The sequence below is a fragment of the Marisediminicola senii genome, assembly GCF_011057645.1.
GTDB lineage: Bacteria > Actinomycetota > Actinomycetes > Actinomycetales > Microbacteriaceae > Marisediminicola > Marisediminicola senii.
The window spans coordinates 1-16,781 of sequence record NZ_JAALGE010000055.1 but is presented as its reverse complement, the minus strand read 5'-3'; the positions used below and the strand labels follow the sequence as shown (position 1 = coordinate 16,781).

Sequence of the window (16,781 nt, the reverse complement as noted above, 5' to 3'; positions counted from 1 at the left end):
CTCTGCGTGTCGATGTGCGTGGGATCGGGGGGGGGGACCGGCCCCGGCAACGTGCCCGCCGCGTCCGCCCGCCTCGCCTCGCTCGACGTGTGGATCGACGCGTGGGACGGCAGCCGCCAGGCGCACGCCCGCCTCAAGAACCTCACCAGCACGCTCATCGGCCGGTTCGCCGCCGATGCCACCCGCGCCACGCTCGAGGCCGCCCCGCACGCCGACCGCATCGCGCGGTTCGGCGCCGACGTGGTCGTGCCCCGCGAGGTCGAGGCGGAGATCGCCGTGCTCAAGGGCATCGTCGCCGCCTTCGTGATGTCGAAGAACACCCGCCAGCCGCTCTACCTGCAGCAGCGCGAGATCCTCATCGACCTCGCCGACGTGCTGTGGGAACGCGGCCCGTCAGAGCTCGAACCCGGGTTCGCCGGCGACTGGAACGATGCGAGAACGGATGCCGCCCGCCGCCGCGCCGTCGTCGACCAGGTCGCCTCGCTGACCGACCAGTCCGCCGTGGCCTGGCACACCCGCCTCGTTGGCTGACCGGGTGGCCCAGCCCCGTCTGACACGTCAGCGGCCGACCATAGAATTGCCCCGTGCCCGGCCTCATACGACGTAGCGATATCGACGAGGTTCGCGCGCGGGTGAACATCGCCGACATCGTCGGAGACTACGTCGCCCTCAAGACCGCGGGCGTCGGCTCGATGAAGGGCCTGTGCCCGTTCCACGACGAGCGCAGCCCCAGCTTCCACGTGCGCCCGCAGGTCGGCCGCTACCACTGCTTCGGCTGCGGTGAAGACGGCGACATCTTCACGTTCCTGCAGCGCATGGACCACATGACCTTCACCGAGGCGGTCGAGCGCATGGCCGCGCGGGTGGGTTACGAGCTGCGCTACGAAGACGGCGGGCAGGCGGCATCCGAGCACGGCAATCGCGCCAGAATTCTCGCCGCCAACCAGGCCGCCGCCGAGTTCTTCGCCGCCCAGCTCGGCACCCCGGAGGCCGAGCCCGGCCGGGTCTTCCTCGGTGAGCGCGGCTTCGACCCGGCGGCCGCGCAGCACTTCGGCGTCGGCTTCGCCCCCAAGTCGTACACCGCGCTCGGCACGCACCTGCGCACCCTCGGCTACACCGACGAAGAACTCGTCACCGCCGGGCTCCTCGGGCAGGGTGACCGCGGGGTGTACGACCGGTTCCGCGGGCGCCTCATCTGGCCGATCCGTGACGTCACCGGCCAGACCCTCGGCTTCGGCGCGCGCAAGCTGCTCGATGACGACCAGGGCCCCAAGTACCTCAACACCCCCGAGACGCCGGTCTACCACAAGTCGTCGGTGCTCTACGGGCTCGACCTCGCCAAGCGCGACATCTCCCGCGGGCGCCAGGTGGTGCTCGTCGAGGGCTACACCGATGTGATGGCCTGCCACCTCGCCGGCGTCACCACCGCCGTCGCCACCTGTGGCACATCGTTCGGGGTCGACCACATCAAGGTCGTCCGACGGATGCTGGGCGACATCGACAACGTCAACACCCGTGGCCTCGGCGAGGTGATCTTCACCTTCGATCCCGACGAGGCGGGCCAGAAGGCCGCGAGCCGCGCGTTCGGCGAGGAGCAGCGTTTCGCCGCGCAGACCTTCGTGGCGGTCGCCCCCGACGGGCTCGACCCGTGCGACCTCCGGCTCAAGCGCGGCGACGACGCCGTGCGCCGCCTCGTGCAGACCAAGAAGCCCATGTTCGAGTTCATGGTGCGGCGCGTGCTCGACGCCCACGACCTCGACACCGTTGAGGGGCGCACCGCCGCGTTGCGGGCAGCGGCCCCGGTGGTCGCGGGCATCCGCGACCAGGCGCTCACCGTCGGCTACGTGCGCATGCTGGCCCGCTGGCTCGGAACCGACCCCACCGAGGTGGGCCGCGCCGTGGCATCCGCCTCCCGCAGCAAGCCCGAGCAGGGCACCGCCGCGCCATCGCGCGAGTCCGGCGATGCCGAGTCGGCCGAGCACCAGCCCACCGGGCCATCGATGCACGACCTCGGCGGCGACCTCACGACGCGTCTCGAGAAAGACGCCCTGATGGCCATGCTGCAGCACCCTGAGGCGGTGGATGCCGCGCTCGCGCAGCGCGCGACCACGGTCGCTTTCGCCACCGAATCGCTCGCGGTCGTCATGACGGGGGTGGCGGCCAGCATGGACGCCTGGAACACCCCGGCATGGCTCGACCGGGTCATCGGTGAGGTGCCGCTGCAGTTCGCCACCCTGGTCAAGGAGCTCGGTGTCGCGCCGCTGCCGGTCAAGGACGACTCCCGGCTGCCCGGGTACTGCCGCGGGGTGGTCTCCGAGCTCATCGACCGCGACCTGGTCAGGCGCAAGAGCGAGTTGCTCGGCAGCCTGCAGCGCATCGAGGGCGACCCCGAACGGTCGCGCGAGTTGCAGCGCGAACTGATGAACGTCGAGCAGGAGAGGCGGCAGCTCCGTGAGGAGTCATTCCAGTGACCCGTGTCGCCGAGCGCAGGGGTGCCCCGCATGACTGAGGGTGGGCAGCCGACGCGGCGCGCCAGGATCGTCGACGCCAGAGACGTCTCGATCGAGTACCGGCCAGACGGCACCGGCGCACGACACCGGGCGGTCAAGGGCATCAGCTTCGACCTGCTCGACGGGGAGATCCTCGGCATCATCGGCGACTCGGGGTCGGGCAAGTCGACACTGGCCGCCACCGTCGCCGGGGTGAGCAGCACCACGGGCGGCGGATCTGCCGGGGGACTGCAACCCGACCGCGTGCCCGACATCGTCGGCGGCAGCCTGACGGTGTGCGGCTACGACATGCGCCGCATCACGCAGCGTGAACGCGAAGACCTCGCCCTCGAGGTCGGCTACCTCGCGCAAGACGGCGTGCAACGCCTGTCGCCGGGCCTGACCGTCGCCGAGACCGTCGCCGAGCCGATCTACCAGCGCGACCGTCGGTTCGACCGGCGGGAAGCGGGGCAAGCCGTCGCCACCCTCATCGACGCCGTACACTTGCCGCTGTCGGCGCTCGATCGACCGCTGCACGAACTGAGCAGCGGGCAGCGCCAGCGGGTCGCCCTCGCGCGGGCGCTCATCCTCGAGCCGACCTTGCTGATCGCCGATGAGCCGCTGCGCGGGGTCGACTTCACGCTGCGCGGCGACGTGCTCGACGTCATTCCCGAACTGCAGTCGGAGCGCCGGTTCTCGGCCATCGTGGTGAGCAGCGACCTCGCGGTGATCCGCCACGTGGCCCGCCGCATCGCCGTGGTGCATGACGGCGTGATCATCGGCGTAGGACCGCTGGAGCTGCTGGTCGCGGCGCCGGAGCATCCATACCTCAAGCAGCTCGCCAGGGCCGTGCGCAGCCAGACGCTGCCGATGACCCTGTGACCGTTGCCGTTGCCGTTGCCGTTCGTCGCGCCGGGCGCGGAGCCGCCCTCGATTTGGTGAAGTCGCTCGCACTGATAAGCTGAACCCTGCTGTTTCAGCAATCCTCGATAGCTCAATTGGCAGAGCAGCCGACTGTTAATCGGCAGGTTCTTGGTTCGAGTCCAAGTCGAGGAGCTTCATGAATAGTGCGTCGCGCGTCACTCGATAGTGACGCGCGGCTGCATCTATCTCCGCAGCGAACCACGGTCGCTTTCCACGCAGCTTGAGGCTGAGTGCGGCTTGGGTCATGCCCCACATCGGCGCGATCTTGGACTGACTGTCTTGGTTACGCCACATGAGCGTGTGAATGTTCGCGCCAATGACCTGATCAAGGTTGGCGCCAGGCTTCTCTTCGGGTGAGAGACCCAGGTCGGTGTTTGTCATGTCGTCAGACTACGACAACGCGCGACATAACGTCAAGAAAATGACGCAACCCTATACAGGTGACGAACCGGCGTACCCCGACGAAGTTTGACAAAGTATGACGCGGCGTTATACCGTCCTGAGTTATGAGAGACCGTGATAGTTACGACGACCTGATGACGAAGCGGGAGTTCGCAGACGAGCTCCGCATCAGCACCCGCACCGTCGAACGCTACATCGATCGCGGCGAGATCAGCGCGCAGAAGATCGGCAAGGCCGGTCGTGTGCGCATCCGCCGCACCGAGCTCGCACGTCTCCTGTCACCACAGAGTTCCCCCTCACAGGGGGACACCACCGATGCTCAGGTCCCCCCACCTACAGCGTCGGTGAGCACGGTTCCGCCTGCACTCGGTTCCCCCCGGACGAGTGCAGGCGGGACGCCCGTGACCTCAGTTACGACTGACCCCCCGATAGGTGACCCACGTCGCGCCGAACATGACGGCGACGAGCAGCAGGTAGACGGTGGTCACGATGACCTGCGCCGAGTCTCCACTGAACACGCCGCTGAAGATCAGCACGGTGAGCAGAAGCACCAGGCCAGCGCCTCCAGCGGCAACCGATCGGGCACGACCGTCAGCTTTCCCGCGATCGCGAGCGATGAGCACGAGCACACCGCCGGCAATGAGGCCGAACAGGACGAACAGCAGCGGATTCATGAGCTGAGCCTAGCCACCGCACCCGCCATCACAGGCGCCGCAACACCCACCACCTTCCCGACACCTCAGTAACCCACTGTCCGTGTCGTCGCCGACGCGGAACCTCCCACCCCACGGAAGGACGCCGTCATGGCCACCATCTTCATCACCGTCTTCTGCGTCGTCATGATCGCAGTCGGCTGCGGCATGTTCATCCTCCTCGGACGCATCGAACGAGGCCAGCGATGAACGACGTCAACCTGGTGCTCATCATCATCGCGCTCACCTTCAACTGCTGCGCCCTCGTCCTCGTCGCCACGAACGTGATCCTCCTCCACAAGAGAGTGACCGCGCTCGCCGCCCCGGTCCCCACCCGCCGACGTCACCGGGCCAGCTGATGCCCACCTCCGACATCGCGATCCTCCCGTACCGGTGGGCCACCCACCGCGTCGACGTGTGCATGACCATCCGCGCCGGCCAGATCGCCTTCATCGCCCGCGACGTCCTCGAAGCCATCGGCGTCACCCCCATGGGCGAGATCGCCGCGGACCCGAAGCACACCGGCACACCGCTGCACGAGCACGCCCGCGCGATCGCCTGGAACCGCCAGCACCTCGCCGATGTCCTCGCCCCGGTCAACAACAGCACCGACCCGATCTACGCAGCGTTCCTGCAGTGGATCGACGGGCTCATCCACCAGGTGCACGTCATCGGCATCGAGAAGGTCACCGCATCCGCCACCCGCGTCGTCGCGGACCTCACGCCCACCGTCGCCCGCCCCGCCGCACCCACCTGGTACTCCGTCGAGGACGCCGCCCGCATCCTCTCCACCGACCCATCCCTGCAGCGCCTCACCCGCACCGGCCTGTTCGCGACGCTCGAGCAGCGCGGATGGATCTACCGCGACGGCGACACCTGGCTCCCGCACAACGACATCCTGCTCGCCGGGCTCCTCGTCGTCACCGACGTCCGCATCCCCGCCTCGCAGCAGCTGTACCCGCAGATCTGCATAACCCCACACGGCGTCGAGAAGCTGCACACCTGGCTCGGCGGAACCGGAGCGATGACGCTCCCCATCTCGATCACGGAGGCACGCTCATGACCCGCCGCATCGTCCGCACCACCCTCGCCGCAGCGCTCACCCTCTACGTGTGGGCCGCACTCACCGCGATCGCCACCGAAGCCGCCGGGTGGCAGCTCCTCGGCCTCACCGCCGGCCTCCTGCTCGCAATCGTCACCACCCTCCTGATGCGGCGCAACGCATGACCGCCGTGAACGTGCTCGTCGGGCACCGCTACCAGCTGTCCTTCGTCGGCGTCGGCCACCTCACCGACAAGATGCCCACCGACCCCGTCGCCGCAGCCACCATCCCGCAGGCCGTCGTGCAGATCCAGGTGAACTCCGACCCCGACACCGGAGTCACCATCACCGGGTCCTTCTGCGACGAGCACGCCATCAACATGCTCATCGACGTCATCGCCCGCCTGTCCCGCGTCGTCAACGAACAGGAATGCTAATGCCCGTCGTCAAGGTCACCACGACCACCCTCATCTGCGACTTCTGCCCGACCAGCATCACCCACGGCACGGGCGCCGGCGCGACCCTCACCCTCGAGTACTTCTTCGCCCGCCACTGGTCGATCGACCCCGACACGGGCATGGTCACCTGCCCCCGCTGCCAGCCCATCCTGCGCACCGTCGCCAGCGTCATCGACGACGCGCTCAGCCAGCGCTCAAGCGGGAAGGACTGACCCATGCCCCGCCTCCAACCCGACGACCCGGGCTACCGCCACGGCACCACCACCGGCTACACCTACGGATGCCGCTGCCGTCTCTGCAAGGACGCCATCAACGCTTACCAGCGCGAACGCAAGCGCCTCAAGACCCGCGCCGAGCGCACCGCCGCGGCCGCCGAAACAGCACTACCCGCCCAGGTCAACCTGACCCCCGAACCTAAGCCGCGGCCCGCACCAGCCCCGAGGCCGGCCGCACCCATCGTGCTCGTCGCCGCCCGCGCAGCGTCACGCCGCCTGCAGGCACTCACCTGGATGGGCTACACCCCACACGAGCTCGCGCAGCACACCAACTTCAACGTCGACGCCATCTGGTGGCTCCTCATCGACCCGCCCGCCGGCATCCAATACCGCACCGACCAGACCATCACCGACGTGTTCAACCGCCTGAAGCTGCAACCACGCTCACCCGCCGGCGGCACACCCCTCGCCCGCGGACACCACCGAGCACGCGCCCTCGCCGAACACCACAACTGGATCGGCCCCTTCAGCTGGGACGACATCGACGGCGACCCCACCCCACCACCCGCACACGGACCCAAAGCGTCCACCGTCGCCCGCCTCCAACATCGCATCGACCACCTCGAGCAGCTGCTCACAGAAGCCCACACCACCGCAGAGGAGGCCTAACCCATGGACATCACCGAACACACCCTCATCGCCATCGACGCGGCCGGCCACACCTGCACCTGCGGCCGCACCCCCAACTACCTCGAACACCTCGCCACCGTCGCCCTCCACGAACTCGACGCACCACTCATCGACCGCCTCCTCGAGCGCCAACTCATCAAGGACGCCGCCCGCCGCGCAGCCAACGAACGACGCCGCGACGCACGCGCCGCACAACGTCAACAGGAAGCGCTCGCCGCATGAACCCGAGACGCGATGCGACGCGTGAGGACCGGTGGGAGGTGCGCCCGACCCTGAACGGCCGCAAGTGGTATGCCCAACCGGTCGGCGCGCACGTGTTCGCGGATCTCGGCCGGCGCCGCAAGGGCCTGGTCTTCAAGACGTGGACCGAGGCCATGGCCTACGTGACCAGGAGGGTGTACGGGAAATGACCGGAGTGCCCCTCAGCGAGGTCACCGCCTCCGACTTCATCATGGTCCGAGCTGCCCTCGTGAAGCGCCTCGGAGGCGCGAACAACGCGCTGGTGTGGACGCGCATCCAGTTCCGCTGCCAGACCCCCACAGCGGTCACGCACACCACCGACGACGGCATCTGGTGGCCGGCCACCCGTGAGGACATCGCGGAGGAGACCGGACTCACCCCTGACCAGGTGAAGCACAGCATCCGTTACCTCATCGACAACGGCTTCATCGCGGATGCCGAGCACCGTCTGAACGGCAACCATGACCGCCGGAAAAGCTACCGCCCCATCATCAGTGCTCGCCCGGTCGACCGGGCGAATATGCCCAATGGAGCGGGCGAAAACACCCAATCAGACCGGGCGAATATGCCCGCTCTTCTGTCTACCAAGAACCTTAAGAAGCAAGAGCAAGAAGAACTAACCCTCATCGTCGATGAGGACGTGCCTCAGCAGGACTCGATCGAGGATCTGTTCGCGATCTTCTGGGCAGCCTGGCCACGCAAGGTCGACCGCAAAGACGCGCTGGCCGCATTCACCCGAGCGCTGAAGAAACACCAGTCCCCGCACCTCCGTCCGCTTTTCGCTGAACGCCTCACCGCCGCAGCGAAAGCCGCGGCCCAGCACTGGCAGGTCACCGAGCGCCGCCCGCTGGAGAAGATCCCGCACGCCGCGACCTGGCTCAACGCCGAGCGGTGGCACGACGAGATCCCCGCACCCGGTCAGCCACCATCGCCGCCGCCCCGGAAACTCACCAACGCAGAAGTAGCCCTAGCCCGATACCAGCAGAGATACGGAGGACCAGATGGACAGCCAGCAGACCGAGCAGCTCTTGATCGAGGCATCAGTGGTGGACAACCGCCAGGTCACTGACCCCGCGATCATGCTCTGGACCAAGCTCCTAGGGCACATCGACTACGACGACGCCGTCTGGGCGCTGCGTCAGCACCGCCTCACCCAGGCCGGCAAGTACTTCGAACCCGGCTCCGTCACCCAGCAGCTCGCCGCCCGCCGGCAGTCCGCCGCACTGAAGCCGCTCGAGCAGACGCAGTGCGACATCCACGAGGGCTACATCCTCGGGCCGGACGGCGACTGCCACCAGTGCACCCGGTTCCCCGAGGACCGCCCCCACTTCCTCGCGACCGGAGAGCGCCCCGCGATGCTCTCCCTCGGCGCACTCACCGCCCCCATCGGGAAGCAGCCATGACCGACACCTACTGGATCCCCGCGAACCAGATCCACACCGAGATCGGCAACATCATCCTCGTGCCCCGCATGGGCTTCCCCGCCTCCCGCCGGCCCCGCGAAGACCTCCGCTTCACCATCGCCACCGTCACCAACAACCCCGAACGGCGCACCATCATCGTCGCCGTCGAAGAACGCCACGACCTGACCCTCTCGTTCGCACCCACCGAACGCGTCTTCATCGAGCGGAAGCCCGCCACTGCCGAGGCCCCCACTTCGGTACCGACCCTGCCTTCGGGAAGCCCGACGTCGACGATCATCCCCGACAGCTACCCGCGCGACCAAGTCGACGTCGGCTACTGGGTCGACCTCCAAAACGGCGCCGGCCTCATCTCCCTCACCGTCCGCGACGGCGACTACAGCAGCTCAACCGGACTCACCCCCACCGAAGCGCGCCACATCGCAGAAGCCCTCGCCGCCCACGCCCTAGACATCGAGACCGCACAGTGACCGCCCAAGGCATCACCCTCGACGAGTACCACGCCATGCAGGCGCGCAACATGACCGAGGACCAGCTGCAACGCGTCGTCATCGCCATGGCCGAACGCCTCGGCTTCCTCGTCTACCACACCCACGACTCCCGGCGCTCGCAGCCTGGTTTCCCCGACCTGGTGCTCGTCCACCCCGCCCGCGGCATGTGCTTGTACCGGGAACTGAAGAAGCAGAACGGGGCCACCCGCCCGGACCAGAAGAAGTGGCTCGCCGCTCTCACCGCTGCCGGGCAGGACGCCGCGATCTGGCGCCCGTCGGACTGGTTCAGCAACGCGATCGATGCGGAGCTGCTGCCATGACCGACCTCCGCCGCTGCGACTACGTGTTCCCCGACGAACGCCCGTGCACTCACGCCGCCGATCACCGCGGCCGGCACGGCGCGAAGCCCACGTTCCAGGAGCTGGTGAACCTCGAGCTCGCGCACCCGATCAGCAGCCCCGCGAAGCAGACCGCGATCGACGAGCTCGGCATCGGACAGGCCCGCTACTACCAACTCGTCAACGCGATGGTCAACAGCCCGACCGCCGCCGAACGGTACCCCGACACCATCGAACGCCTCCGACGATCCCGCACCCGCGCGCTGTCTTCCCGCAGCCCGGTCACCCCACGAACCCGATAACCCCGCCCAACCCCACGAAAGGCACCCCATGACCCAGCAACTCCTCGACCTCACCACTGACCAGCTGGTGCTCCCACTCGACGGGAACATCCGCACCGACACCCGCCTCGACAAAGAGTTCCTCGCCTCCATCAAGGCCCGCGGCATCATCACCCCCGTCCTTGTCACCGCCAACGACCTCGGCACCTACGACATCCTCGACGGGCAACGCCGCACCCTTGCCGCCATCGAAGCGAAACTCACCACCATCCCCTGCATCGTCACCACCACCCGCGACGACCAGGCACGCGTCGTCGACCAGCTCATCGTCAACGACCACCGCACCGGCCTCACCGACGCCGAGCACGCCGGCGCGTTCAAGCAGCTCGCACTCTTCGGCCTCACCCCCGCGCAGATCTCCAAGCGCACCTCCACCCCGAAGGACACCGTCACCGCGGCGATCACCGTCGCGAACAACGAGACCGCCACCCGCGCGATGACCGAACATCAGGTCAACCTCACCCAGGCAGTCGTCATCGCCGAATTCGACGACGACAACAGCGCCGTCGCCACGCTGATCAAGGTCGCCGAGAATCAGCCCGCACAGTTCGAGCACGCCGTCGCCGAGCAGCGCAAGAAGCGTGAACTCAAGGAGCACCGCGCCGCCCTCGTCAAGCAGATCGAAGCCGAGGGCATCAACCGCCTCGCAGACCTGCCCTCGTATGGGCAGCCGAAGGAAGGCGGCTACACCAGCATCAGTCGCCTGGCGCGCTCCGCGACCCCGACCGTGGCCCTCACGCCGGAGGACCTGCACGGCAACCCCGACGCCGCGGCCGCCGTCCGTGAACGGTACGAAGCCGGGGATACCGGGTGGAAGACCTGGGCCTTCATCGACCACTTCGTGAAGGACGCCGAGTCGCACGGGTTCGTGCCACTTGTGCACGCCGGCTACCAGCACGTCCCGGAAGACGCCGCCGCCCGCGAAGAGCGCGAACGGGAAGAAGCCGAGCGGGACGCGTACGCGGCCGCCGCGGCTCAGGCAACACAGGTCCGCGAGGCATTCGTCAGCGAGCTCCTCGAACGCCCGACCCTCCCGTCCGACACCATCACCTTCATCGCCTGGTGCCTCACCTACGACGCCGAGCTGTACTACGGCGGCAGCAGCCTCCCCGCGAAGGTCCTTGACTGGCTCGGACTGTCCACGCTCGACGACCCGTTCGCCCGCGGCCTGCTCTCGACCCGCCCGAAGATGGCAATGGCCGTCACCCTTGCCCTCGTCCTCCACTCGCTCGAGGGATACACCGCACGGTACGACTCCCGCTACGACATGGAGGGCAACGCCCTCGTCCACCTGCACCTCACCCAACTGCGCGCCTGGGGCTATGGACTCTCCGACCACGAGAAGAACATCCTCACCGACACCACCCCCGCACCCGCAGAACCCGTCGAGGGCGACAGCACCACAGCCCCGCCCGCCGCATGAGACCCGGCACCGCCCTCAAATGGCACATTCGCGAGATCACCACCAACCTCACCTACACCACCGAAGACGACCTGCAGGCCGCGCTCCACGAACGCCTCTACTCACCGACCGGCAATCCCGCCGTCACCCGCGAAGTCGTGCTCTCCGACCTCCGCTCCCGCATCGACCTCATGCACACCAGCACCTACCCCGGCACCACCATCCCCTGGCAGATCGGCATCGAAGTGAAAACGAAAGGGTCACTCGCCGCCGTCATCCGACAACTCGACCGATACGCCAACTGCCCCGAAATCGACGAACTCATCCTCGTCACCACCAAGGCACTCCACTCCCGCGTCCCCGAGATCCTCGGCGCTCGCCGCATCTCGGTGCACGTGGTGTCCCTAATCAAGAACGGACTGTGATGCGCACGCACGGCACGTACCTGTACCGCGACGCTCGTCGCCTGTCGGATGGTCGGCTGGTGCCGGCGCACTGGCGGATGACGATCGAACCGGCGGTGCGCGCTCGAGCTCGTCGCGTGTTCTCGCGGGTGCAGCCGACCCGGTCGTCAGCGATCATCGTGTCGGCGACGAAGGAGTCGGCGCGAGATCTGCTGTGGCTGATGGAACGGTGGCCCCTGGACCCGGAGGACGAACGCTCACGCCTTCGCCTCGGCGCGGACGCTGCGGATCACCGGGAGCAGGAAGAGCAGGTGCAGCTGATCCTGGCGGGGGAGTACCGCCGCCCCGAGTTCGCGCACACCCCCACGAAGGCGGCACGTGACTACCAGCTGACCGCCGTCGACCTGCTGCGCGCCCGTCAGGTGCAGCTGCTCGCCGACGAGGTTGGCCTGGGGAAGACGTACACGTCGCTGCTGAACCTGGTGAACCCGGACGCGCTGCCCGCCGTGGTCATCGCCCCCACCCACCTGCCCCGTCGGTGGGCGACCGAACTCGACGAATCGTTCCCGTGGCTGACGTACGAGATCGCGAAGAAGACCACCCCGTCACCTCGCGCTGCGACCGGGAACTTCGCGGACGTCACGATCATGTCGTACTCGAAGCTCGCCGGGTGGGCACCGTACCTGGCCGGCCACATGTCCTCGGTGATCTTCGACGAAGCGCAGGAGCTCCGCCACGGTGTCTCCACTGACAAGGGGCGCGCGGCCGCGCAACTGACCGAGCACGCCACGTTCGTCGTCGGCGCGACCGCCACCCCCGTCTACAACTACGGCGGGGAACTGTTCAACATCGTCGACATCCTCCGCAAGGGCGAGCTGGGCACGAAGGAGGAGTTCACCCGCGAGTGGGGTGCGATGCAGATGTCCAACGACCGGATGACTGTCGGAAACCCGGCAGCGCTCGGCGCGCACCTGCGCGACTCCGGGCTGATGATCGGCCGCACCCGCAAGCAGGTCGGTAGGGAACTGCCGAAGACGGTGAAGAACGTGCACACCGTCGACGTCGACCCCACCGCCCTCGAAGAGGTCGCGAAGGACGCCCGCCGCCTCGCCGAGCTGATCCTCTCCTCCACCGCCACCAGCAAGGAACGCTTCGAAGCGGCCGGCGAGATCGACTGGAAGGTCCGCCAGGCCACCGGTGTCGCGAAAGCCCCCTACGTCGCCGAGTTCGTGCGCCTCCTCCTGAACAGCGAAGACCGCCTCGTCGTGTGGGGGTGGCACCGCGACGTCTACAACATCTGGATGGAAGCCCTCGCCGACTTCCACCCCCGCCTGTACACCGGCACCGAATCGCCGAAGCAGAAAGCCGAAGCCGAAGACGCATTCACCGCACCCCTCACCGGCGAGAACGACTGCCGCATCCTCATCATGTCGCTCCGCTCCGGCGCCGGCGTCGACGGCCTCCAGAAAGCCGCCCGCGTCGGCGTGTTCGGGGAACTCGACTGGTCCCCACAAGTCCACGAACAAGCCATCGGCCGACTCCGACGCGACGGCATGGGCGACGACCCACCCGTCGTGTACTTCCTCGTCTCCGACGAAGGGTCAGACCCCGCCCTGATGGACGTCCTCCAACTGAAACGCCAACAAGCGGAACCCATCGTCTCCCCAGACGGGAAGCTCCTCACCAACTCCACCACCGACCCCCACCGCGCACGCCGCCTCGCCGAATCCATCCTCGGCATCACCCCCACACAGGAAGCCGCATCATGAACCAGGCCAACCCCGACCCCGTCAACCGCCCGACCCCGCACCCCGCACGCACACCAGACCCCCTCAGCCGCCCCAACGCCTACAACCCACCACCCGACGACCACGCCTACCACCTCCCACTCACCAGCTTCCACGACCACATCACCATCGCCGACTGGTCAGTCACCGGCCACACCGCAATCACCGTCCACGACGCCACCTCCACCGCTGGCGCCACCGCCGTGCTCAACCCCACAGAACTGCACGCGCTCGCCGAAGAGCTCAGCAAACGTGCTGACCGGATCGACGGAGAACCGATCATGACGCAGCACCACCGCTTCGAACACTGGACCGCGGCTTTCCGTCGCATTGCCGAGGAGGTCGAAGCCGAGATGCCAGAAGCCACTGACCGTGAGCAGTACCTCGCTTACCGTGCCCGCTGCCAGCAGTGGAAGCGCGAGAGGAGCCTCCGATGAGCCTCTGGCCCACCACCCTGCAGGTGGCACCGATCCGCGAGTGGCCCGGCACCCTCACCGCAGCGGGTGACCGTCGCGCCTCGCCGTTCAGTTCCACTCTCACCACGACGCTGAAGACCCTGAACCGGGAGATCCTCGCGATAGTCGACACAGCAACGCAGCAGCGGTCCGCGCAGCTGCTCATTGCCCTCCCGCCGGGTGCTTTCCGCCTCGACGGTCGCCCCCGCGCGGATGCCCGCCCCGAGCACCCCGGCGTCATCTTCTCGATCGACTCCCGCCACGGTCACCTGTCGTACCCGTGCGACACGTTCACCACCTGGCAGGACAACCTCCGCGCGATCGCCCTCGCCCTCGAAGCGCTCCGCAAGGTCGATCGGTACGGCGTCACCAAGCGCGGGGAGCAGTACCGCGGATTCGCCGCCATCGAAGCGACCGCCATGTCCGGCGGCTTTTCCGACCGTTACGCTGCCTGGCAGTTCATCATGACCACCGCCCGCGGCGAGGACGGCACCGCCGCCCCCCTCGACACCGTCGACGCCGCCGTCATCGCCTACGCCATCCGGACCGCGAAACGCAAAGCCCACCCAGACACCGGGGGAGACGCCACCACCTTCCACCGCGTCACCGCCGCCGCCCAGATCCTCGAAGGACCCCGATGAGCACCCACCCCATCGAGCCCGACCCATCACTCCCATGGCTCCGACCCACGGTCATCACCATCAGCACCCTGCTCACCACCGCCACCATTAACGGCATCGCCCAAGCACTCGCCCTCCTGCCATGAACACCACACAGACCAAGGACCCTCACGTGACCGAGAACAACGAAGTACGCGACGAAGCCGTGCGCGCACTCAAGGCGTTCGATGAGCAGGAGGATTGGTCAATCGTGCCGATGGCCGACGCCCTTCGTGCCTTGCTCGTCGCTCCGAGCCCCGCACCCACCCCGGAGGGTCGAACCGTCACGACAGTGGAAGAACTCGATGCTCTCCCGCTTGATTCGGTAGTCGTCGACTTCGCCGGATGCCCACGCACGAAGCGTGCCGGTAACTCGCACATGCCTGGCGGGTGGACTCACGGGGGTAACAGCCCTCTACGGTCCACGGAACTCGCTGACGGGCACCCTATGCGCGTGATCTACGAGGGGCGCATCCGATGACCTCCGCACACGCTGAAGTACTGCCTGAGCTCGCCAACCCGCGCGACGGAGCGTCATGACCGACAACGTCTTGCGACTGGACGCCAGCTGCCTTCTCAGCAAGTGGGGCTTCAACGACGGAGACATCATCTTCGACTGGTGGTGGGACCACACCAACCAAGACCTACCGGGAACGGTCGACCACCACGACGTACTCCGACACCTCGTCCGAACCGCGCTAGTCCCACTCATCGAAGCCGCCGGATTCACCCTCGACGTCTACGACATCGAAACGTGCCACAACCCCATCCGCACCGCATCAGTCAACTTCACACCCACCCACGACGTAGACCCCGACATCTTCGGAGACATCCACGTCGACATACTCGTCGACTCACTCCACCAAGCACTCACCAGTCCGACCCCCATCGAAGGACCAACACGTGGCTGACAACACCACCCCCGCACTCCCCACCGACGAAGCCACCGAAACCCGACTCCGCACCCACAGAACAAGAACCGCGCTCGCCGCAGCTCCGCGCATCGTCGAGCACATCCGCTCGATGATCACCCCGGGTCTGGTCAACGCGTCAGACGGAATGCCTCGAGCTACCTCGCCCGACCCATCGACACCGCTGCGCATGGACGCCGCCGACGACTCCGACGCGCTCTACGCTCAGCTGATCAACTGGGTGCACTACTGGGCGGAGGTGCTGCCCACCGCCCCGCCGGCGCCGAACGTAGTCGCCTGGTCTAACGATCGGGAACCCCAGGGTTTCCGCGCTGGCACGACTCCGGCAGGCGCGAAAGCATTGGTCGAGGTGCACACGATGTGGCTGATGCTCAGAGCGCAGCTCATCGCCACCCACCCGCAGCAGGAGGCGTACCAGAACGACATCATCGCCATCGTCGGCACTCTGCGGTCGCGATACCCCACCGCGCCCGGCTCGGAGCGCCTCGTCTCGTCTCGCGCCTGCCCAGTGTGCGGTGAGGCTGAGGTCGCCGGCACGTGGCTCTCGGAGGATCACTACGACGTGCGAGTCGAGTGCGGTCACTGCGGATGGTTCGTGCCGCCGAAGTACTACCGGGAGGCGCTGCGGTGGATGGACACCAGCACCACCTGGGCGGCCCGGTTCGAACCCGCGAAGTGAACGCCGATAGCACCGAGTACTTCACGGTGAAGAGTGCGGCAGCCCGGGTAAACCGGAGCCGCCGCACCATCGAGAGATGGATTGATCAGGGCATGCCGGTGCGTGAGGTCAAAAACACTCGGGGGACCGTCGTTCGTCGCTACATCGCCCGCTCAGACCTGCTTGAGGCATATCGCGAGGCGCTCTTATCGAACCCGACACGCCGTAATCAATCCAACGATGGCATACCCGTCGAGTAGCATCTTGCTCAGGCAAGGCGCGTACCCACTTATGGGCACGCGCCATTGTTGTCTCACCAACACTTCGGGAGTTGGCCGGTGAGACCAGGGGCTCACCAGCCTGAGCGCGTGGGGCGCACCTGGCGAAGCGGAGCGGGCATGCTCGCCGGGAAGCGTCATGCCCGCTCCACACACACTTGATGGCCACGACAGCTGACACCTCTCAAGGCGAGACGCCGCCGGTAACCCGCAGGAACGCACGCGGAACCGGCCCGGTCTAACTCACAACCCATCACCGCTGGCCGTGAGCCATCAACAAACCACCCAGACCCGCCGACCACGCCCGGGGGGACGCGGCCGGCGAGGCGGGGCCAGGCGGTACCCCTCGCCCCGCGCACCCGACTCAGCTCCGGAGCTGAGCCGGGTGCCCACCACGAACTCCCGGGCCGCCCCGAATGAATGGCCCGTTAGGCCATAACTGCGGGCCTGTCCCTTATTCACAT

General features: G+C 67.4%; 25 protein-coding genes, 1 tRNA gene and 2 pseudogenes. 27 read left to right on the top strand and 1 reads right to left on the bottom strand.

Annotation, left to right across the window (positions count from 1 at the left end):
* The 5 genes and pseudogenes from G5S38_RS13730 to G5S38_RS15975 all read left to right on the top strand — a co-directional run.
* Positions 1-531 (top strand): annotated as a pseudogene (locus G5S38_RS13730) (deoxyguanosinetriphosphate triphosphohydrolase); the annotation flags it as partial.
* A 53-nt stretch (positions 532-584) separates the two neighbouring features.
* A complete protein-coding gene (gene dnaG / locus G5S38_RS13725) occupies positions 585-2,471 on the top strand; it encodes a DNA primase (protein ID WP_165069736.1) in 1,887 nt (628 codons plus the stop codon).
* A gap of 30 nt (positions 2,472-2,501) precedes the next feature.
* The gene (locus G5S38_RS13720) at positions 2,502-3,371 is read left to right on the top strand and encodes an ATP-binding cassette domain-containing protein (protein ID WP_165069733.1); all 870 of its coding nucleotides are present in this window, start codon (positions 2,502-2,504) and stop codon (positions 3,369-3,371) included.
* A gap of 101 nt (positions 3,372-3,472) precedes the next feature.
* Positions 3,473-3,545 (top strand) — tRNA-Asn (locus G5S38_RS13715).
* A gap of 374 nt (positions 3,546-3,919) precedes the next feature.
* A pseudogene (locus G5S38_RS15975) lies at positions 3,920-4,084 on the top strand (helix-turn-helix domain-containing protein); the annotation flags it as partial.
* Positions 4,085-4,222: 138 nt separating this feature from the next.
* On the opposite strand, the gene G5S38_RS15730 reads toward G5S38_RS15975, so the two are convergent.
* Positions 4,223-4,489, bottom strand: coding sequence for a hypothetical protein (locus tag G5S38_RS15730; protein WP_235929084.1), 267 nt, complete (start codon positions 4,487-4,489; stop codon positions 4,223-4,225).
* A gap of 224 nt (positions 4,490-4,713) precedes the next feature.
* Between G5S38_RS15730 and G5S38_RS13705 the strand changes: the two genes are divergently transcribed.
* From G5S38_RS13705 to G5S38_RS13605, 22 genes are read left to right on the top strand one after another with little or no spacing between them, the layout of a single operon-like run.
* Entirely contained in the window at positions 4,714-4,866 is a 153-nt protein-coding gene (locus G5S38_RS13705) for a hypothetical protein (protein WP_165069729.1), read from the top strand.
* Entirely contained in the window at positions 4,866-5,570 is a 705-nt protein-coding gene (locus G5S38_RS13700) for a phage antirepressor KilAC domain-containing protein (protein WP_165069727.1), read from the top strand. The genes G5S38_RS13705 and G5S38_RS13700 overlap by 1 nt, the downstream gene beginning before the upstream one ends.
* Complete coding sequence (locus G5S38_RS13695; protein WP_165069726.1) at positions 5,567-5,734, top strand: hypothetical protein; 168 nt, start codon at positions 5,567-5,569, stop codon at positions 5,732-5,734. The genes G5S38_RS13700 and G5S38_RS13695 overlap by 4 nt, the downstream gene beginning before the upstream one ends.
* The gene (locus G5S38_RS13690; protein WP_165069723.1) at positions 5,731-5,985 is read left to right on the top strand and encodes a hypothetical protein; all 255 of its coding nucleotides are present in this window, start codon (positions 5,731-5,733) and stop codon (positions 5,983-5,985) included. The genes G5S38_RS13695 and G5S38_RS13690 overlap by 4 nt, the downstream gene beginning before the upstream one ends.
* Entirely contained in the window at positions 5,985-6,218 is a 234-nt protein-coding gene (locus G5S38_RS13685; protein WP_165069721.1) for a hypothetical protein, read from the top strand. The genes G5S38_RS13690 and G5S38_RS13685 overlap by 1 nt, the downstream gene beginning before the upstream one ends.
* Positions 6,219-6,221: 3 nt before the next feature.
* Positions 6,222-6,890, top strand: coding sequence for a hypothetical protein (locus tag G5S38_RS13680; protein WP_165069718.1), 669 nt, complete (start codon positions 6,222-6,224; stop codon positions 6,888-6,890).
* A gap of 3 nt (positions 6,891-6,893) precedes the next feature.
* On the top strand, positions 6,894-7,133 hold the full coding sequence (locus G5S38_RS13675) for a hypothetical protein (RefSeq protein ID WP_165069716.1): 240 nt from the start codon (positions 6,894-6,896) through the stop codon (positions 7,131-7,133).
* Positions 7,130-7,321: a hypothetical protein gene (locus G5S38_RS13670; RefSeq protein WP_165069713.1), complete on the top strand. Its 192-nt coding sequence runs from the start codon at positions 7,130-7,132 to the stop codon at positions 7,319-7,321. The genes G5S38_RS13675 and G5S38_RS13670 overlap by 4 nt, the downstream gene beginning before the upstream one ends.
* A gap of 59 nt (positions 7,322-7,380) precedes the next feature.
* The gene (locus tag G5S38_RS13665; protein ID WP_165069711.1) at positions 7,381-8,220 is read left to right on the top strand and encodes a helix-turn-helix domain-containing protein; all 840 of its coding nucleotides are present in this window, start codon (positions 7,381-7,383) and stop codon (positions 8,218-8,220) included.
* Positions 8,153-8,554, top strand: a complete 402-nt coding sequence (locus G5S38_RS13660) for a hypothetical protein (protein ID WP_165069710.1) — start codon at positions 8,153-8,155, stop codon at positions 8,552-8,554. Before G5S38_RS13665 ends, G5S38_RS13660 begins: the two co-directional genes overlap by 68 nt.
* Complete coding sequence (locus tag G5S38_RS13655; protein WP_165069707.1) at positions 8,551-9,042, top strand: hypothetical protein; 492 nt, start codon at positions 8,551-8,553, stop codon at positions 9,040-9,042. Before G5S38_RS13660 ends, G5S38_RS13655 begins: the two co-directional genes overlap by 4 nt.
* Positions 9,039-9,383, top strand: coding sequence for a VRR-NUC domain-containing protein (locus tag G5S38_RS13650; RefSeq protein ID WP_235929083.1), 345 nt, complete (start codon positions 9,039-9,041; stop codon positions 9,381-9,383). The genes G5S38_RS13655 and G5S38_RS13650 overlap by 4 nt, the downstream gene beginning before the upstream one ends.
* On the top strand, positions 9,380-9,703 hold the full coding sequence (locus tag G5S38_RS13645) for a DUF3263 domain-containing protein (protein ID WP_165069705.1): 324 nt from the start codon (positions 9,380-9,382) through the stop codon (positions 9,701-9,703). Before G5S38_RS13650 ends, G5S38_RS13645 begins: the two co-directional genes overlap by 4 nt.
* A gap of 28 nt (positions 9,704-9,731) precedes the next feature.
* Entirely contained in the window at positions 9,732-11,165 is a 1,434-nt protein-coding gene (locus G5S38_RS13640; protein WP_165069703.1) for a ParB/RepB/Spo0J family partition protein, read from the top strand.
* Positions 11,162-11,569: a hypothetical protein gene (locus tag G5S38_RS13635; RefSeq protein ID WP_165069701.1), complete on the top strand. Its 408-nt coding sequence runs from the start codon at positions 11,162-11,164 to the stop codon at positions 11,567-11,569. Before G5S38_RS13640 ends, G5S38_RS13635 begins: the two co-directional genes overlap by 4 nt.
* On the top strand, positions 11,569-13,317 hold the full coding sequence (locus G5S38_RS13630) for an SNF2-related protein (RefSeq protein WP_235929085.1): 1,749 nt from the start codon (positions 11,569-11,571) through the stop codon (positions 13,315-13,317). The genes G5S38_RS13635 and G5S38_RS13630 overlap by 1 nt, the downstream gene beginning before the upstream one ends.
* Entirely contained in the window at positions 13,314-13,772 is a 459-nt protein-coding gene (locus G5S38_RS13625; RefSeq protein WP_165069696.1) for a hypothetical protein, read from the top strand. Before G5S38_RS13630 ends, G5S38_RS13625 begins: the two co-directional genes overlap by 4 nt.
* Positions 13,769-14,431, top strand: coding sequence for a molecular chaperone DnaJ (locus G5S38_RS13620; RefSeq protein ID WP_165069693.1), 663 nt, complete (start codon positions 13,769-13,771; stop codon positions 14,429-14,431). The genes G5S38_RS13625 and G5S38_RS13620 overlap by 4 nt, the downstream gene beginning before the upstream one ends.
* The gene (locus G5S38_RS15880; protein WP_268921082.1) at positions 14,428-14,556 is read left to right on the top strand and encodes a hypothetical protein; all 129 of its coding nucleotides are present in this window, start codon (positions 14,428-14,430) and stop codon (positions 14,554-14,556) included. The genes G5S38_RS13620 and G5S38_RS15880 overlap by 4 nt, the downstream gene beginning before the upstream one ends.
* A 26-nt stretch (positions 14,557-14,582) precedes the next feature.
* Positions 14,583-14,930 (top strand): hypothetical protein, encoded by a 348-nt coding sequence (locus tag G5S38_RS13615; RefSeq protein WP_165069690.1) that lies wholly within the window; start codon positions 14,583-14,585, stop codon positions 14,928-14,930.
* A 55-nt stretch (positions 14,931-14,985) separates the two neighbouring features.
* Positions 14,986-15,360 carry a hypothetical protein gene (locus G5S38_RS13610; protein WP_165069688.1) on the top strand — a complete coding sequence of 125 codons (375 nt, stop codon included), beginning with the start codon at positions 14,986-14,988 and terminating at the stop codon, positions 15,358-15,360.
* Positions 15,353-16,060: a hypothetical protein gene (locus G5S38_RS13605; RefSeq protein WP_165069685.1), complete on the top strand. Its 708-nt coding sequence runs from the start codon at positions 15,353-15,355 to the stop codon at positions 16,058-16,060. Before G5S38_RS13610 ends, G5S38_RS13605 begins: the two co-directional genes overlap by 8 nt.
* Positions 16,061-16,781 lie beyond the last annotated feature (721 nt).

Coding starts and splice junctions, on each gene's coding strand:
- G5S38_RS13720 (WP_165069733.1), top strand. CDS start 2,502: ATGACTGAGGGTGGGCAGCCGACGCGGCGCGCCAGGATCGTCGACGCC.
- G5S38_RS15730 (WP_235929084.1), bottom strand. CDS start 4,489: ATGAATCCGCTGCTGTTCGTCCTGTTCGGCCTCATTGCCGGCGGTGTG.
- G5S38_RS13705 (WP_165069729.1), top strand. CDS start 4,714: ATGAACGACGTCAACCTGGTGCTCATCATCATCGCGCTCACCTTCAAC.
- G5S38_RS13700 (WP_165069727.1), top strand. CDS start 4,866: ATGCCCACCTCCGACATCGCGATCCTCCCGTACCGGTGGGCCACCCAC.
- G5S38_RS13695 (WP_165069726.1), top strand. CDS start 5,567: ATGACCCGCCGCATCGTCCGCACCACCCTCGCCGCAGCGCTCACCCTC.
- G5S38_RS13690 (WP_165069723.1), top strand. CDS start 5,731: ATGACCGCCGTGAACGTGCTCGTCGGGCACCGCTACCAGCTGTCCTTC.
- G5S38_RS13685 (WP_165069721.1), top strand. CDS start 5,985: ATGCCCGTCGTCAAGGTCACCACGACCACCCTCATCTGCGACTTCTGC.
- G5S38_RS13680 (WP_165069718.1), top strand. CDS start 6,222: ATGCCCCGCCTCCAACCCGACGACCCGGGCTACCGCCACGGCACCACC.
- G5S38_RS13675 (WP_165069716.1), top strand. CDS start 6,894: ATGGACATCACCGAACACACCCTCATCGCCATCGACGCGGCCGGCCAC.
- G5S38_RS13670 (WP_165069713.1), top strand. CDS start 7,130: ATGAACCCGAGACGCGATGCGACGCGTGAGGACCGGTGGGAGGTGCGC.
- G5S38_RS13660 (WP_165069710.1), top strand. CDS start 8,153: ATGGACAGCCAGCAGACCGAGCAGCTCTTGATCGAGGCATCAGTGGTG.
- G5S38_RS13655 (WP_165069707.1), top strand. CDS start 8,551: ATGACCGACACCTACTGGATCCCCGCGAACCAGATCCACACCGAGATC.
- G5S38_RS13645 (WP_165069705.1), top strand. CDS start 9,380: ATGACCGACCTCCGCCGCTGCGACTACGTGTTCCCCGACGAACGCCCG.
- G5S38_RS13640 (WP_165069703.1), top strand. CDS start 9,732: ATGACCCAGCAACTCCTCGACCTCACCACTGACCAGCTGGTGCTCCCA.
- G5S38_RS13635 (WP_165069701.1), top strand. CDS start 11,162: ATGAGACCCGGCACCGCCCTCAAATGGCACATTCGCGAGATCACCACC.
- G5S38_RS13630 (WP_235929085.1), top strand. CDS start 11,569: ATGCGCACGCACGGCACGTACCTGTACCGCGACGCTCGTCGCCTGTCG.
- G5S38_RS13625 (WP_165069696.1), top strand. CDS start 13,314: ATGAACCAGGCCAACCCCGACCCCGTCAACCGCCCGACCCCGCACCCC.
- G5S38_RS13620 (WP_165069693.1), top strand. CDS start 13,769: ATGAGCCTCTGGCCCACCACCCTGCAGGTGGCACCGATCCGCGAGTGG.
- G5S38_RS15880 (WP_268921082.1), top strand. CDS start 14,428: ATGAGCACCCACCCCATCGAGCCCGACCCATCACTCCCATGGCTCCGA.
- G5S38_RS13610 (WP_165069688.1), top strand. CDS start 14,986: ATGACCGACAACGTCTTGCGACTGGACGCCAGCTGCCTTCTCAGCAAG.